16 protein-coding genes are annotated in these 16387 nt (G+C 49.8%); 4 read left to right on the forward strand and 12 right to left on the reverse strand.

Going from position 1 to position 16387, the window contains the following annotated elements:
- Positions 1-5: 5 nt before the first annotated feature.
- From motB to otsB, 6 genes are all read right to left on the reverse strand, one after another.
- Positions 6-1037 (reverse strand): flagellar motor protein MotB, encoded by a 1032-nt coding sequence (gene motB / locus LK04_RS10680; RefSeq protein ID WP_058972365.1) that lies wholly within the window; start codon positions 1035-1037, stop codon positions 6-8.
- Positions 1034-1921 carry a flagellar motor stator protein MotA gene (gene motA / locus LK04_RS10685; protein ID WP_039333403.1) on the reverse strand — a complete coding sequence of 296 codons (888 nt, stop codon included), beginning with the start codon at positions 1919-1921 and terminating at the stop codon, positions 1034-1036. The genes motB and motA overlap by 4 nt, the downstream gene beginning before the upstream one ends.
- Positions 1922-2053: 132 nt before the next feature.
- The gene (gene flhC, locus LK04_RS10690) at positions 2054-2632 is read right to left on the reverse strand and encodes a flagellar transcriptional regulator FlhC (RefSeq protein ID WP_039333405.1); all 579 of its coding nucleotides are present in this window, start codon (positions 2630-2632) and stop codon (positions 2054-2056) included.
- On the reverse strand, positions 2632-2982 hold the full coding sequence (gene flhD / locus LK04_RS10695; RefSeq protein WP_039333407.1) for a flagellar transcriptional regulator FlhD: 351 nt from the start codon (positions 2980-2982) through the stop codon (positions 2632-2634). The genes flhC and flhD overlap by 1 nt, the downstream gene beginning before the upstream one ends.
- 955 nt (positions 2983-3937) lie before the next feature.
- Positions 3938-5374: an alpha,alpha-trehalose-phosphate synthase gene (otsA, locus tag LK04_RS10700; protein ID WP_039333410.1), complete on the reverse strand. Its 1437-nt coding sequence runs from the start codon at positions 5372-5374 to the stop codon at positions 3938-3940.
- Positions 5371-6159: a trehalose-phosphatase gene (gene otsB / locus LK04_RS10705; RefSeq protein WP_039333412.1), complete on the reverse strand. Its 789-nt coding sequence runs from the start codon at positions 6157-6159 to the stop codon at positions 5371-5373. The genes otsA and otsB overlap by 4 nt, the downstream gene beginning before the upstream one ends.
- Before the next feature lie 516 nt (positions 6160-6675).
- Here otsB and LK04_RS10710 point away from each other — a divergent pair.
- The 4 genes from LK04_RS10710 to LK04_RS10725 all read left to right on the forward strand — a co-directional run bounded on the left by LK04_RS10710 (position 6676) and on the right by LK04_RS10725 (position 9669).
- On the forward strand, positions 6676-6969 hold the full coding sequence (locus LK04_RS10710) for a hypothetical protein (RefSeq protein WP_418903600.1): 294 nt from the start codon (positions 6676-6678) through the stop codon (positions 6967-6969).
- 105 nt (positions 6970-7074) lie between these two features.
- Positions 7075-7758 (forward strand): outer membrane protein, encoded by a 684-nt coding sequence (locus LK04_RS10715; RefSeq protein ID WP_039333414.1) that lies wholly within the window; start codon positions 7075-7077, stop codon positions 7756-7758.
- Between the two features lie 202 nt (positions 7759-7960).
- Positions 7961-8473, forward strand: a complete 513-nt coding sequence (locus LK04_RS10720; RefSeq protein ID WP_039333416.1) for a GNAT family N-acetyltransferase — start codon at positions 7961-7963, stop codon at positions 8471-8473.
- A 137-nt stretch (positions 8474-8610) separates the two neighbouring features.
- Complete coding sequence (locus LK04_RS10725) at positions 8611-9669, forward strand: YeiH family putative sulfate export transporter (RefSeq protein ID WP_039333418.1); 1059 nt, start codon at positions 8611-8613, stop codon at positions 9667-9669.
- Positions 9670-9807: 138 nt separating this feature from the next.
- Here the strand turns inward: LK04_RS10725 and LK04_RS10730 are convergent, their stop codons facing one another.
- The 6 genes from LK04_RS10730 to LK04_RS10755 all read right to left on the reverse strand — a co-directional run bounded on the left by LK04_RS10730 (position 9808) and on the right by LK04_RS10755 (position 16284).
- The gene (locus LK04_RS10730; protein ID WP_039333421.1) at positions 9808-10119 is read right to left on the reverse strand and encodes a hypothetical protein; all 312 of its coding nucleotides are present in this window, start codon (positions 10117-10119) and stop codon (positions 9808-9810) included.
- A 301-nt stretch (positions 10120-10420) separates the two neighbouring features.
- Positions 10421-10681: a hypothetical protein gene (locus LK04_RS10735; protein ID WP_039333423.1), complete on the reverse strand. Its 261-nt coding sequence runs from the start codon at positions 10679-10681 to the stop codon at positions 10421-10423.
- Positions 10682-10816: 135 nt separating this feature from the next.
- Positions 10817-12079, reverse strand: a complete 1263-nt coding sequence (umuC, locus tag LK04_RS10740; protein ID WP_039333425.1) for a translesion error-prone DNA polymerase V subunit UmuC — start codon at positions 12077-12079, stop codon at positions 10817-10819.
- Positions 12079-12501 (reverse strand): translesion error-prone DNA polymerase V autoproteolytic subunit, encoded by a 423-nt coding sequence (gene umuD / locus LK04_RS10745; RefSeq protein ID WP_039333427.1) that lies wholly within the window; start codon positions 12499-12501, stop codon positions 12079-12081. The genes umuC and umuD overlap by 1 nt, the downstream gene beginning before the upstream one ends.
- A 204-nt stretch (positions 12502-12705) precedes the next feature.
- A complete protein-coding gene (locus LK04_RS10750; RefSeq protein ID WP_039333430.1) occupies positions 12706-14799 on the reverse strand; it encodes a TonB-dependent siderophore receptor in 2094 nt (697 codons plus the stop codon).
- Positions 14800-15387: 588 nt separating this feature from the next.
- Positions 15388-16284: a LysR family transcriptional regulator gene (locus tag LK04_RS10755; RefSeq protein WP_231568877.1), complete on the reverse strand. Its 897-nt coding sequence runs from the start codon at positions 16282-16284 to the stop codon at positions 15388-15390.
- Between the last annotated feature and the right edge of the window lie 103 nt (positions 16285-16387).

Consider the following 16387-nt stretch of genomic DNA (forward strand, 5'->3'; position numbering starts at 1 on the left):
CGGGATCACCTCGGCTGTGAGGGTTGGTCTGGTGTCACCGCGCTCGCCGCTGGCTTATCCGCTGGAGCAGGTGTCACCACGTTGGTCGGCGCTGCCGGCTTCGCGGTTGAACCTGCCGGTGCAGTGGAGGCTGCCGGGCCGGTGGGTGCGGTAATGTCGGGAATAATTTGTGCCGGGTCAGTTACCTGCGCGGCATCGCTCTCAGAGTTCTCTTTTTCAATCGCAGCCTGGGTGTCGTGGTTCAACACCAGCAGACTGATACGGCGGTTTACGGCGTCATTTGAACCACGGTTTTTCAGCTTCATGGTGTCGGCCATGCCAACGACACGCAGCATTTTTCCACCATCCAGACCGCCGATAACTAACTCACGCCGCGAAGCATTGGCACGATCGGCAGACAGTTCCCAGTTGCTATAGCCACGATCGCCATTAGCGTACTGGAAATCGTCGGTATGACCCGCCAGGCTGATTTTGTTAGGGATATCGTTCAACACCGGTGCGATAGCACGCAAGATGTCACGCATATAAGGCTCCACCTCCGCACTACCGGTTTTAAACATCGGACGGTTTTGGCTATCGATAATCTGAATGCGTAGCCCCTCTTCCACCATATTGATGATTAAATGCGGGCGCAGTGCCTTCAGACGTGGGTCGGCTTCGATGAGTTGGTCTAATTTTTCGCGCAAGCGATTCAGACGAATCTCTTCCAGCTTCTTCTTCTGCGCATCCATATCGACCACTTTTTTCACTTCACCGTCTTTACGCGTTGGGTCGTCACCGCCACCCGGAATCGGGCTTTCACTGTCGCTGCTGCGCTGCCCGCCGGTTAATGCCACTTTCAGCGGCGTGCGGAAGTATTCAGCTATCTGGATCAACTCTTTTGGGCTGGAGATCGAGAGCAGCCACATCACCATAAAGAACGCCATCATCGCCGTCATAAAGTCGGCATAGGCAATCTTCCACGAACCGTGGCTGCCATGGTGACCTTTATGTTTGCGCTTTTTAACCAGCACAATGGGGCGATTGCCTGCCTTCATGAGTTCTGATCCGAAGTCTGTTTCGCTGGGTTTTTGGCGTTACGTACGTGCTCTTCCAGTTCTGAGAACGAAGGACGCTCAGCGGAGTACAGCGTTTTACGTCCAAATTCGACCGCAATTTGCGGGGCATAACCATTCAGACTGGAAAGCAGAGTCACTTTGACGCATTGCATCATCTTGGTGGTTTCAGCACACTTCTGACGGAGTACCGACGCCAGTGGAGAGATAAAGCCGTAAGCGAGCAAGATACCGAGAAACGTTCCCACCATGGCATGAGCCACCAGCGCACCTAATTCCGCAGCAGGACGATCAGCGGAAGCCAGCGCATGGACCACGCCCATAACGGCTGCGACGATGCCAAAAGCCGGTAATCCATCCCCCATGGCTGAGATACTTTGTGCCGGCACTTCACACTCGTGCTCATAGGTTTCAATCTCTTCGTCCATCAATGCTTCAATTTCAAAAGCATTCATATTCCCGCTGACCATTAATCGTAAATAATCGGTTATAAAATCCACCAACTGTTTATCGGCCAAAATACGCGGATAGTTAGCAAAAATTTCACTCTGGCTGGGATCTTCAATATCACGTTCTAATGACAACATGCCTTGCTGGCGTGATTTTGCCATCAGGCGATAAAGCAGAGCCATTAAATCCATGTATACAGATTTGTTATATTTCGAGCCGCGCATTAACAAAGGCAGCGCTTTTAACGTTTTTTTGATCGACTTGCCATTATTACCCACCAAAAAGGCACCAATACCGGCCCCACCGATAATGATCAGTTCAGCAGGCTGGTAAAGTGCGCCTAAATGGCCACCGACCATCATATAGCCGCCCAACACGGAGCCGACGACCACGATATAACCCAGAATAATCAGCACAAAAAATCCTTACGTCCGTAACGTGTTGGTAGAAGTTAAGCCAGAGAGCCGCAGGTGTTATTCGGTGATCGTGGGCAAAAAAAAAGCAGCGGGATTAACCGCTGCTGGATGTTTTCCACGATGCGAACAAATTTAAACGGCGCGTTTAACCTGTTCATCCAGCAGTTGTGGAAAGGTATCGGCAGAATCTGCAGAAAGTTTACGTCTTTTTACGGCACGTGATGGCGGCTGGCACAGGCTGCAGACAAAGCTGCCCACTGGCTGATGAGCGTGGTTAATAAAGCTTCCACCACAGCATTTGCAGTCAGAAAGTTCCAGCATGCCGCTTTCAACGAATCGCACCAGGGTCCATGCGCGCGTTAGCGCCAACAGCGGGCCCTCGTCCGATTGCGGACATTGCTCAAGATACAGGCGATACGCCTTGATAACGGCTTCAACACCATTGCTCAGCCCGGTTTTCAACAGAAACTGCCAGGCATTACAGAACATGGATGCATGAATATTTTGTTCCCAGGTCATGAACCAGTCGGTAGAGAATGGCAGCATACCCTTCGGTGGTGGCGCACCACGCAGCTCTTTGTACAGTTTAATCAGGCGACCACGGCTTAGCTGGGTTTCACTTTCCAGCATCTGCAGTCTCGCGCCCAATGTAATCAGCTCCATCGCCAGCTGAATATCGCGCGCTTCCTGAACAATACTTTTTTCGGTCATTACACCGCCCTCTTCTTCGCAGAAGCATCATCTTTCGACGCGCTTCGCAGTAAACGGCTGGATAATAAAATACCGGTGTGGATTTGCTGCAAGTCATCCACGCGTGACTCTTGCGTCAAACGGTTAATATGATTGTGGTCAGTAAAGCGGAACTGGCAAACCAATTGATTAGTTTCTGCTAACTTCACCATTTCCGGCAAAGTTAATTGCGACAATGCATCTGCCATCGATTCATCGATGCCTAAACGAAACATTGCTGAAGCTTTTTCCTGGTTAATTAAACGCTGAGCAAGAAGCAAATATGACAAATTGATGTCATATATATGTTTTAGTAATTCTGATGTACCCATTTTTTTCCATCCTGATAGACGCGACACATATACGGCCACAGAATTAAAGTTTCTATGGTTCGGGTTGCTGGTTGGTAAATCTAAAGATGGCAAAAAATAATCAGGCAAAGCCAACGTGTACTGAACTGTTTCACTTCCCGCCGGGACACTGATCAGTAGTAGTCAAAACTCCAGGCCATTCTTTTCTTGAGTTGTAACCATCTTCCGTGACGTCTGCTTACAGTTTTTTAAGACTAATCCGAAAACAACGCAAATCTATATCGTCTGATTTCTACATACAACGTGAGTGGCGCGAAATTTTAGATAAAGTGTGATCTACATCACACTTTTAAGGCAAATTTTTTCCTGGAAGCTTCAGGATTGCTTTTCTGTTGTGCGTTTTTTAAGCAAATTTGAATTGTTTCGCTAATATTTCACAGCTAAACAGAAGGTTTTAGCCTCTGCGGAATATTGTCATTACAATGCGATCTTTTATCTGTCACGTTGTGTTTAGATTGCTATAACGAACCAAAAATCAGAAAAAACACAGAATAAAACTCCAACTCAGCCTAAAACTAATCGCTTTTAAATTAATCACTTACTGGGAATATTGCTGCAGGACATTAACAGGAGGTCGATAGCGAAGCGTGAAGACTGAGCGCAGCCTGCCTGGGAACTGTTAGGTCTTTGTAGGGAGTGTTTAGTGAACGGCAGTGGATGTAACAGTGCGTTACATTAGAGAAACGAATGAATTGAGGATTTTACGTATTGATGTAACCAAACTATCGGCCTGGCCAACCAAATCTTTAGGGTTGAGATGAAAAAAAAGCTTTTTGATGGTGTGATTGAACGGTTTTTAACCAAAATGTGCGCTTTTGACTGTGGTGTCAGGCAGTTAACGCATAACAAAAAGCAAACGATTGCGTGGATTAATAATGGGGTGTGGAAACGGTGCGCATCCCTGCGCACCTGACAATTAGGCTAACTTTGGAAAGGTGGCGACCTTGTTGGCGGTTCCGTGATCGTCACTGCGCACTGGCAATGTGTTTAAATCCTCAAGAAAGCTCTCACGCCAGTGAGTGATATCTTGCTTGCGCAGCACTGCCATCATGTCGTTATAACGCGAGATACGCTCGGTGCGTGGCATCGTTAATGCCCGGTCCATGGCGGCTGCCACTTCATCCCGATCGTAAGGATTAACGATCAGTGCCGATGTCAGCTCATTTGCCGCACCCGCGAATCGTGACAGCACCAGTACGCCGGGATCGTCAGGGTCCTGCGCCGCAACATACTCTTTGGCGACCAGATTCATCCCATCACGTAATGGCGTCACCAAGCCGACATCCGTCAGGCGGAAGATTTTCATTAACAAGCGACGGTCAAAGTGCTGATTCAGGTAATAGAGCGGCGTCCAGCCCAGGGTGCCGTATTTACCGTTGATACGCCCGGCTTCGGTTTCCAATTGATGACGAATATCCTGATAAGCCTGTACGTCACCTCGTGAGGTGGGCGCAATTTGCGAATAACGGATATTGCCGCGATGCTGCGGGAAATTCTCCAGCAGCGCTTCATAAGCCTGAAAACGCTCAGGCAAGCCCTTGGAGTAATCCAGACGTTCACTGGCAATAATATTCTGTAAGTCCCCCAGCTCACGCTTCATCGCGGCCATTTTCGGCGGCAAGGGCCCTTCTGCCATCTCTTTAATGCTGTCAGGCTCAATCCCAATCGGATAGACCTCAGTCATAAAGGTATTGCCGAAGGCACGGTGTTTCTTCTCGCCTTTATTCTGCAACTGCGTTAACTGGCTCAAGCTGTCGAGGAAAGCCACGCGATCGGATTCTGTCTGGAAACCCAGCAAGTCGTAGTCGCAAAGCATTTCCAACAATTCCTGATGTGTCGGCAACGCATTGAAGATTTCAGGCGTCGGGAACGGGATATGCAGAAAGAATCCGATACGGTTATTGATGCCCAGTTTGCGCAGCTCTGCGGCAAACGGTAGCAGGTGGTAATCATGCACCCATAAAACGTCATCGGGTTGCAGCAGCGGTTTCAGACGCTGCGCCAGCAAGGTATTAACGCGGCAATAACCCTCCCACGCTTCACGCTGAAATTGCACTAAATCGAGACGATAGTGGAATGCCGGCCAGATGACCGTATTGGAAAACTGGCAATAGTACTGATCATAATCGTTTTGATTGAGCGGGAGGGACGCATAAGTAATGCCATCATGTTCGACCTGCGAAAGTTCATCTTGCTCTTCCCCTGAGAACTCACTGATCTCCCCATTCCAGCCAAACCACAAGCCTCCGGTATTGTGTAATGCATCCATAATGCCTACTGCGAGTCCCCCCGCGCTGGCTTTGCTCCCATCCGGAATGGCAATACGGTTAGATACGACGACTAAACGACTCATAACCTTGACTCCTTACCGACGATGTCATGTTCTAGTTGTAATAATAGTTGCGCCAACCACTGCCATACCGCATCAACGCTGTTGAGACGGTAGCGCGCGTGACTGGCGCCTTCTCCGACTTTGACAGAGATGCCCTGCATGGCGTTCACCGCGATAAATCCTTTTTCGTCTGTCAGATCGTCACCCACAAATACCGGAATGCGCCCGATAAAGGGTGCTTCTTGCATAAACTCACGCACGGCAGCGCCTTTATCGATACCTTGCGGTTTTAACTCCACCACGCACTTGCCGGGCTGTAGCGCCAACGCCGGAAAACGCGTCACCGCGTCCTCCGCCAACTGCATGATGGCTTTTTCATAGTCCGGTGCGTTGCGATAATGCAGGGCAAACGCCATCCCTTTCACCTCCAACAACGTGCCCGGCCACTGATCTAGCGTCTGCTGCAACTCGATTTGTAGCGTTTGTGCAATGTCACCCGGCAATGTTTGTCGGTGCACTCGCCCACTGGCATCACGCCGCTCCGCACCGTGAACACCGGCGGCAGGTGCTTCCAGTGGCGCCACCAGTGCATCCAGTTGCGAAATGGGACGACCGGAAACTAACGCCAACGCGCCGTGACTTAAATTGGAGATTTGTTGCAGATGCTGACGCACTGATGCGGGAATGGAAACGCGTTCGGGCTGCGATTGAATCGCCGCCAACGTACCGTCGACATCAAAAAAGAAGGCATAAAGTCCACCGCTTAACGACGGCAAGATAGTGTTCTGGTTAACCGCAGGGGTCACGTCTCCTCCTGTATTTTGGCTGCAACAGGATGTTCGGAGTCAGGCTGGGTGTTTTTCAGTCCAGGAAGGTGAAATGGATCACGGGACTGACTGCGAGGAGATTTTGTCGATAACAGGGCAATTCGCTAGGTAACTCTCCACAAACAAACAACTTTATCGTATTCACTGCAACCTGACTGCGAACATCGTCATCATTAAGTGTAGACCGGGATCACAGTTTTGCCAGGCACACAGGGTTTATTCGCCATTTAAGGTACAGTTTCGTGCCTTTCAGCGGCAAAAAATCAAGACAGCCTCTTTTATACGCTTCGCTTGGGTCTGCCTTTATTACCAGATTTTCCTCACTTGCATCCGCGCCGCCGATTAGCATATGGTGCGTCTACCGCGCGTGTTAAGGCGGAAATAAGGCCGGAAAAGGCCTATATCTGCGTCATTTGACGCCTTCAGGCAGGCATTCAGGAAGATGAGAATCCGATCAAGTTCACATTTTGGTGATGTTATGGCAGGTGGCTGCTGATGATCCCTCAGAGCTACAGTCAGCGCGTCCATTTCTATTACTGCATTCTGGTGGCGCTGAAAATCAATGCCAAATCGCGTAAATCAGGCGGCGTGCGCGGCAAGAATAATTTTTTGCTGAAATGGCTGCGCAACGCGCAGAACAACACCATTTTTCACCCCGATATCACCAGCGAAATTGAGTGGCTGCGCGGCAAAATTATCAGTGCTGGCCCGGACGCCGATTTAGAACCAATGCTGCAATACGTCTATGACACCGCGAAACGCGCAGAGACCATGCGATTAGGATCGTAAACTCCCCTACGTAACTCTACCTGGTTGCCCAGGTAATCAACCGAATTTTTCCCGCGCCCTGCCTTTTCTATGATGCGTTCTCTATTAACAAGGGAACGGAATCATATGAAACTCAAAGCATTTATCTTTGGCCTGCCGATGGTCATGGCTGCAGGAACAGCCGCTGCATCCGACACCAGCGAAGGCTACTACGCTTCCGCAAAATATCTGCAGAGCCAACAACGCGCGAAAGAGATGGATACCAGCGCACGTCCTGGCGTGGGGCAGTTTGTGGCAGGCAATGAAAAGGCCAGCAATGCGGCAGCAGCACTCGCAGCGGGTTATCAATGGGGTAACGGCTGGCGTACAGAAGGCGAATATACCTTTGGTCAGAAATCTGAGTTCACCAGCGGTTCATCCACGTTTGCCACCAGCTATAACCATCTGCAAACTGACGTCCAGCGCCTGATGCTCAACGTGTATCGTGATTATCAAATCGGCTATAACGTGGCGCTGTACGGTACGACGGGCGTGGGTGTCAGCAAGATTAAAGCGGGCGGCTGGCAGGGCAACACCTCACGCCAATATGCTTCCACCACCCAAAACAACCTGACTTACAGCATCGGCGCTGGCATCAGTTATACCCCGATTGAGCAGATCAGTCTGGACCTGGGTTATCGCTATGTGGATATGGGCAAAATTGAGAGCGGTTACAACACTTTCGCTAATGCCCGTGGGTTAAAAGATGAGCAGATGAAGGCCCGTCTGGTGGAAAACCAGTTTGTGCTGGGTGCTCGTTATTTATTCTGATATCCGTTACCAGACCCTGTCGGACGCATCGGCGGGGCTGGTTTTCTCTGTGTTCCGCTAACACCCCGCGCCGATTCAGCATTTCACCAACAGAAATGTTACGTGTTCTGTGTAACAATGTGGTCATAATGTAAAAATAACACATTGAAAAGCCAGCATATGGAGCCTCCAGCTGCGCCAGCATAAACACGGGACATCTGATATGAATTTCACCATACGCAAAGCTCACGCCGAGGATGCGCAACTGCTCCATCAGTTGGGACGCATGACTTACAGCGCCCATTTCAAACATATGTGGGTTTCGGCCGACGAGATGGATGCGTTTATCGATAAAGAATATGGGCTGGCCGTGTTACACAGCAGTCTTGCGGCAGAAAATGAAAGCTGGCTGATTGCCGAGACCGATCACCCCGTGGGCTTCGCTAAAGTAACCTGGAATTCGCCCGTACCCGATTCCGGCATGACCGGAGCGATGCTGAATAAGCTCTATCTTAATCCTGACCAGACCGGTAAAAACTACGGCAAAATCATGTTTGAGAGCATCATCCGTGAGGCCCGTGACAAGCGCGAAGGTTACATGTGGCTGGAAGTGATGGCGGAAAATGTGCGCGCCCGTAAATTTTGGGAAGCCTTTGGCATGCAGCACATCAAAGATATTCCGTTTGTCACCGCCTCGCAGCGAAGCACGCTGCAAATTCTGGGCATGGTGATCTAATCCCTCTGTTGGCGCTGCGAGTCTGATATTGCTGCGCCATCCCTCCCTTACCACTTATTCAGGTTTGTTATAACGATATAATCAGTTTTTCTTTTAAGCCCTTCCTCCGCATCATAACAGCAACACAGGAGGCTGTTATGGCTGATATTACTCTTCAAAAACACTCACACGGCATCGCGCATTTTGCGCCCGGCTTGCTGCTTACCGCTGTTATTGCACTGGCAACTGCATGGCTCGGCAACGTACCTTCGGTGGCGCAACTCGGCTTAGGTGCGCTGACGCTGGCGATTATCGGCGGGATTATCTTGGGCAACACCCTCTACCCCACCGTGCACGGTCAGTGTGATGCTGGCGTGCAGTTTGCAAAACAGAAACTGCTGCGTCTCGGCATTATTCTTTACGGCTTTCGGCTGACTTTTCAGCAGGTGCTGGATGTGGGTGTAAGCGGTGTCGTCATTGATATCCTGATGTTAACCAGTACCTTTACCCTCGCCTGCTGGCTGGGGCGTAAGATACTGAAACTGGATCGTGAAACCGCGTGGTTGATTGGTGCGGGCAGTAGCATTTGTGGTGCCGCTGCGGTACTGGCAACTGAGCCGGTGATCAAAGCCGAATCATCCAAAGTGGCCGTCGCGGTGGCGACCGTGGTGATCTTTGGTACCGTGGCGATTTTCCTTTACCCGCTCATCTGGCATAGCGTCTCTCCGCTGCTGCCAGGTGTCAGTCTGAGCGAATTTGGTGTTTACACCGGCTCAACCATGCATGAAGTGGCGCAGGTGGTTGCCGCTGGGCACGCCATCAGTGGGGAAACCGAGAACGCGGCAGTGATCGCCAAAATGTTGCGCGTGATGATGCTGGCGCCGTTCCTGGTGGTCATTGGCTTGATGATGCGTCGTACCTCACCCGTCACTGGCGGCGAGAAACAACGCATTACCTTCCCTTGGTTTGCACTGGCGTTTATCCTGGTGGCGCTGTTCAACTCTGCGCACCTGATTCCCGCTTCCGCTATTGCGATGATCAATCAACTGGATAACGTTTTACTGGCGATGGCGATGGCCGCTCTCGGCCTGACGACCCATATCAGTCAGTTGAAAAAAGCTGGTTTACGCCCGCTGCTGTTAGGGCTGATGCTGTTTATCTGGCTGATTGTCGGTGGCGGTGCGATTAACCTCGCGGTGCACCACTTCTTGGGGTAACCCCTATCAGGAACGGCGGAGAAGAGTATTTTCATGTCGGTGCGCATCAATGCGCACCCAACGAAAAACCACATCCATTCTTGTAAAGTCGCCATTAATGGCGACCGATTATTGCTCAACGTTCACACTATTCTCCCCTTACTGGCGAAAATGTTTGCGCGAGTAGATGGCGGTTTGCCTGCGGCTTTTAATGCGGAATTTGGCATGCGAAATCACCGTCATCCACTTCGGATCGACCTTATTGGTCAGATAGATATTTAACTCGCTCAACAACGCTTCCCATTGTTTAGCCTGCCAGACTTTATCGCTACCGAGCGTCTCTTTCATTTGTTGAATAAGGTGATCCACTCTGGTTTTCACTTCGTTCAATGTTTCTCCAGCCTGATGGGCTGCCGCTAATTTCCGGATCTCGGTGGCGTAATAATTGATATCGATTTCGTTCTCGCGCACGCGAACCTCTGCTTATTATTGGTCCATTTTATTACAATAACTCAACTACTCGGGTTAACATAATCGGCAGAACCTTTCGCCGCTTCGCTATTATCACACATTCGTTGTTTTATTCTGCGGCACAGCGCAATGCTGATGTCCCGATGAAATAAAAATGCCGCCAGTGAGCGGCGGCCTGAGTGAATTTTTCGGAAAACCTTGAAACAGAGTTTCATTATTTTTTCGAATTCCTTACGCAATACTGAAACTCACTCTGTCTGACCGCCAAGCCTCGACTGGCGTGCCTTGCGGCAGTTCTGACTTACGCTTTAATGGTGAACGCTAATTCACTGAGCTTTTGATATTCCTTCGCCAGTTTTTTGAGTTGCGCTGCACGCATCTTATCTGCTCGCGCCAAGGCCTCTTCCTCGGTCAACTGAAACTCTTTCTTCTTAAAAAACTGCTCAAAGTTATACTCACGGTCACGCTGCTGTACAAATACGTCACCGTCATTTTTAAGCTCACCTTCCGCGATGTAGATGCCCCGGGTTAATGCATATTTTGTTATATAGGCTTTTGTCATACTGTCCTCTCATCATTCTACATCTGATAATTAAAGCAAAAATGCCCATTTTTTTACAGCCCTGACTAAAATTACGGGCCATCCTTGGATTCCCTCTACATTATTTTCTACTCATCTTCTTCTGGTTTAGCAAATCTACTTTGCAACAGGCAAGTCAACATATCGGGTCGTGTAAGCCGGAGATAACATCTCGCGTTTCATCGACCAGGCTTTCTGTATCCCTTGTCCAGCAAACCAAAGATGACCTTTTCCTTTTTTATTGATGTCATCTATCACATGCATCAGTGCTTCACTGTTGGCCTGCGGTTGGATGCGATCAAACAGGTCCAGTTGCGCGATGCCCTGACTGTAAAAGTCACCCAACATGACGCCTGCTTTCATATAGCGACATCCTTCCCGCCAGATACGATCTAATGCTTCCAGAGCAACACGAATAATGTCGCGTGTGTCGTTAGTCGGCGTCAGCAACGAACCAATTGCCTGATTACCGTAAAAAACTTCACCTTCAGCATGGGGACTGGTGCGAATAAACACGCCAATCTGTCGACAATATTGCCGCTCTCCACGCAGTTTTTCGGCGGCACGCACGGCATAGTTGCACACGGCCTCTCGCATATCGGCATAGTCAGTGATGCGCCCGGCAAAAGAGCGTGAGCTGATGATCTGCTGTTTGGTTGGCACAGCCTCTTCCAACTCCAGACAGGGCTCACCACGCAGTTCCCGCACGGTGCGCTCCAGCACCACATTGAAATGTTTGCGGATAACCCAGGTACTCTGCTCGGACAAATCTTTGGCAGTGATGATGCCCATGTCGTTCAGTTTTTTACTGATACGACACCCGACACCCCATACCTCTTCCACCGGCACCAGTGCCAACAGTTTCTTTTGTCGTTCAGGGTTGGAGAGATCCAACACACCACCGGTTTTCGTCCATTTTTTTGCCGCATGGTTGGCCAGTTTGGCCAGGGTTTTGGTGGGCGCGATGCCTACCCCAACCGTCAAATGCGTCTCGCGTTGGATTCGTTCACGGACTTCCCGGCCAAACTCTTCCAGCACACAACAATTACGCACCCCCGTGAGATTCATAAACGCTTCGTCAATCGAGTAGATCTCAACAGCAGGCGCCATCTCTTCCAGTATCGTCATCACGCGTAGGCTCATGTCCGCATAGAGCGCATAGTTAGAACTGAACACATGCACGTTATGGCGACGTAGCTCATCTTTGATTTTGAAATAGGGGCCGCCCATACCAATCTTTAACTTTTTGGCCTCCGCAGAGCGCGCGATGACACAGCCGTCGTTGTTACTTAACACGATCACCGGCTTGCCTTTGAGATCGGGTCTAAACACCGTCTCACATGAGGCATAGAATGAGTTCACATCCACCAGCGCGAACATTATTTTTTCAACGTTTTGATGACATGTTGCACAACTCCAAAGATCTCAAACTGGTCTGGGTCAGAGACAGGAATGATGGCGTGTGCGGCATTCATCGGTTTGAGATGCAGGTAAGGCTTCAGCATCAACTGCTTCACCGTAAACTCACCGTCTATGGCGGCCACCACCACATCGCCCTGCTCTGCTCTTAGCGAGCTATCCACAATCAGCATATCGCCGTCACTGATCCCACCTTCAATCATCGAGTCACCGCTGACTTTAATGAAATAAGTTGCGCTGGGATGCGCGACGCAGAGATCGTTGAGGTCAATACGCTGCTCAACGTAGTCCTGCGCTGGCGAGGGAAAACCACAGGGCACACGGCTGATAAACAGGGGCAAGCTGAGGATGGCGCGGATTTCCGCGGGTTGATAAAACACCATGATGATGGCCTTCAATAATACTGTATATAAAAACAGTATTACCAATCCCCTCGGTTTGATCAACTCAGATCTTGGGGGGTTGTGCAAACCGATTGGCAGGAAAGAAGATTTAGTTTGATCGGCGTTTGACAGTGGATTAACCACCATCCCACACGGAACAGGCGGTGCCTTAGCGGGCACCGCCTGACGTCAGGGATAACGGGGTTAGAACTCCACGCTGGCGCTGAGCACCAGGTTACGTGTTTCGCCTTCCGCTACGCGCAGATTACCGCCGCTCGAGGTGTAATAATGCTTGTTAAAGATATTGTTGAGATTCAACTGCAGATGCGTTTTTTTACCCAGCAGTTGGTTATCCCAGCCAATAAAACTGTCGGCAACGGTATATGCAGGCAGAGTAAAGCTGTTGCTTGGATCGCCCGTACGCGTGCCCATATAACGCACCCCTCCGCCGAGACGGAAACTGCCCGGCAACAGATTTAAGTGCAGATTATGGCTTAAATAGACCGCCCCGGAATTTCGTGGTGCGTTTTGCAGACGGTTGCCATTATTCGTCGGATCGGTTTTATCGTTAACAATTTTCGCCTGGTTGTAGCTGTAATTGGCACTGATATCCCAGTCCGGCAAAATCTCTCCGTTCAGCTCTAGCTCAACGCCGCTGGAGCGGGCTTTATCCACGGCATAGGTTCCCTCGTTTAACGCTAAGGCAACATTGCGCTCATCGATACGGTAAAGCGCAACCGTGGCCAGCAGGGCTGGTGTCATTTGCCATTTACTGCCCACTTCATAGGTTGTGCCCTGTTCCGGTGCTTCGACGTCACCGCTGTCATCCGGGTTAGTAGAAGGTGTAAACGATTTACTTAAGCTGCCATAGAAAGAGACGGTCGGTGTCAGCTTATAAATCAACCCGGTTTGCGGCAGGAACTTATTCCCTTCGTCGCTGTAAGTCAGTGTGGAATTACTGCCTCTTGATTCACGTTGCTCATAATGCTGATAACGGGCACCGGCGACAGCAGTCCACTGCGAAGTCAGGTCAATACTGTCTTTAAAATAGACGGAACGATTGTGAATGCGGTTGAGCAGATTACTGTCAGCGGTTTTCTCCGTACTGCTGTCAGTGATGGTATCCAGGCCATAGACCGGATTGCTCAGGGTGAAGTCGTTATTCTTTGTACCGTTATAAGCGTGAGCACGATAGGTTTGGTTCATTTCATAATCAGTGCCGACCACCAGATTATGCACCATGCCAAATATTTCTGGCGTACCAATGGCGTCCCAGGAAACATATTTTGTTTTATGGTTAAAGCCACGGAACGCATCCGGACGCCGAGTGACAACACCGGTAGTAGTATTAATGGCGGTGGTGGTCATGGTGTTGCTGCTGTACTTACGTTGGTTCATACCCAAGGTTACGCGAGTCGACCAGGTATCATTAAACTGATAATCCCAATGGGTATTAAATGTCTGATTACGCCCCCACGCTCGGTTCGAATAATCATCCAGACGGGTTTTGTAGCCGATATCAATCGGTTTTCCATCAATAAATGCCGTACCACGGTCGTACGGAATATCGTATTGATAGCTTTCATAGCTGATATAAAAGCTGGCGTTATCGCCATACCATTGTAATGAAGGCGCCAGTAAATTGTGTTTTTCATTACCGTATCCACGCCAGTAGTTCTGCGCTTGCTTCTCAGCAATCAGACGAAAAGCAAAACCATTGCCCAGTGGTCCCGTAATATCAATATTTCCGGCCCCGCCGCCGGTGCTGTTGTAATGCCCACCGACAATGGTGTGCCAGTCATATTGTGGTTTTTTACTGACGACATTAATCATCCCGCCGGGATTGAGGATACCGTATAACAGCGAGGAGGATCCTTTTAATACCTCGACATGATCCGTAGTCGCATCAAGATTAAGCCCCTGGCTGCTACGGATACCGTCACGGAAAACAGATCCATCAGAGTTTGAACCAAAGCCGCGACGAACAATGCCGTCTTCTGTCTGGCCCAATGTATTCGCTTGCGACGCACCACTAACAAAACGCATGGCGTCGGACACAGTAGTAGACTGATAATCTTGCAGCTGTTTTTGTGTCACGACACTGACTGACTGCGCTTCATTCAGTTTCGACGTCGGTGTTTTACTGGCGACGGAGGTGGTCGGGCTGGAGTATCCATTATCAGCTTGTACCGTTGGTTCAGCAGCGGTAACAGTAAGGGTATTATTATCATCAGCGGCAAAACTGCTGGCTGAAGATAATAATGCACCACTGTAAACCGCAAGCCATATTTTCCCCATGGAATGCTTGCGGCGCTGAGCGGATTTATATTGGCTCATTCTTGACTCTTATCCCCTGAAATTAACACAAACTGTTTTTTATGGTTTGACCCCATCCTGTCATGCTTCCGTCTGTGATTGAGCGGGGTAGCGTGGTCGGCAGGTCCGGTATTTTTTTCGAAAAAATGCACATCCAAATGCAAGTGATAATCATTTCATCATGATTTGATGTAGTAGTAAATATGCAATGTCGGTCTTAACACTACAGGTTTGCGTCATCAATATTCAGGAAAAAGCGGTGCCATCCATAAAAATATAATCGTTAAATTTCAGTCATTAATGCATTAATCTTTGACGTCACTCCTCTACAAAGTTGAAAGTAGCAACACTATTCCATCCTATTTATCCCAGTGAATTCACTACATTTCGTTCACGAAAAAACGTGGAAGTTAATGATTCTCATTGTCTTTTTGACAGTGATTGACTGGATATAGAAAGAACGCCGAATGCCGCACGGGAGTGAAAGCATCACGACAGATTCAGAGGGGCAAACGCCACTGCATGATATTCATTGCCTGAAAATAGCGGCTGTCGTTAAAACCCATGACGTTACAGCGGGGCATCACCTAAGGCTTCAGCAATAAAATCCACAAAGCTGCGCACTTTAGATGGAATACGAATCGCGCTGGGATAAACCGCTTGCAGGGTGAGTTCAGTGGTGCGATATGTAGGCAGAAGGGTTATCAGCCTGCCCTGCTTTATATGTTCGCCAAACACAAAGCTTGGGCCGTACGCAATGCCTGTTCCAGCCAACGCGGCTTCAAGCAGCAGCTGGATGTTATTGGCCGTCATACGGCATGCGCCTTCAATAGTGTGTGGCCGGCCTTGAGTGTCATAGATCGTCCAGTCGCCTGTTGATACCGCCTGACTAAACGCCAGACGAGGCGCACGGGAAAGTTCCTCTGGCGTCTCAGGTGTACCCTGCTGTTGCAAGTACGCGGGTGAGGCACACAACATCATCCTGCAAGGTGCCAGCCGCCGCGTAACGAGCAACGGATCATCAAGACGCCCAACCCGGATAGCCACATCAATGCGGTTTTCCAGCAGGTCTGCGTATTTGTCATCCAGTACCACATCCAGAGTGACTTGCGGAAATTGCTCAAGATAGCGTGAGACGATCTGGCCTAAATGCATGGCACCGAAGGCGACCGGCGCGGCGATGCGAAGCAAGCCTCGTGGAGTGGTTTGAATATCGCTGGCTTCCCGGTTCGCTTCTTCCATCGCCTCAAGAATCGCTTTGCAACGAACGTAATATCGCTGACCGGCATCGGTCATGCTGAGACGGCGGGTCGAACGCTGTAGCAACCGGACATTTAAATCGGACTCTATCGCGCTGACATGCTTTCCTGCCATGGCAGGCGAAAGCTGAAAACGTCTGGCGGCGGCGGCAAAGCTGCCTTCCTCGACTGCCGCGATAAAGATCTGCATGCTGGTAAATCTGTCCATTAACCTCAACCATTCGATACTCTGGATATCGTCTGTCGATACATTTTCGCTAATTATCATCCACCGAAATCATAATTACCATGACCTCAATTTCCTGAAGAGG

It is taken from the genome of Pantoea vagans, assembly GCF_001506165.1.
GTDB classification, from domain to species: domain Bacteria; phylum Pseudomonadota; class Gammaproteobacteria; order Enterobacterales; family Enterobacteriaceae; genus Pantoea; species Pantoea vagans_C.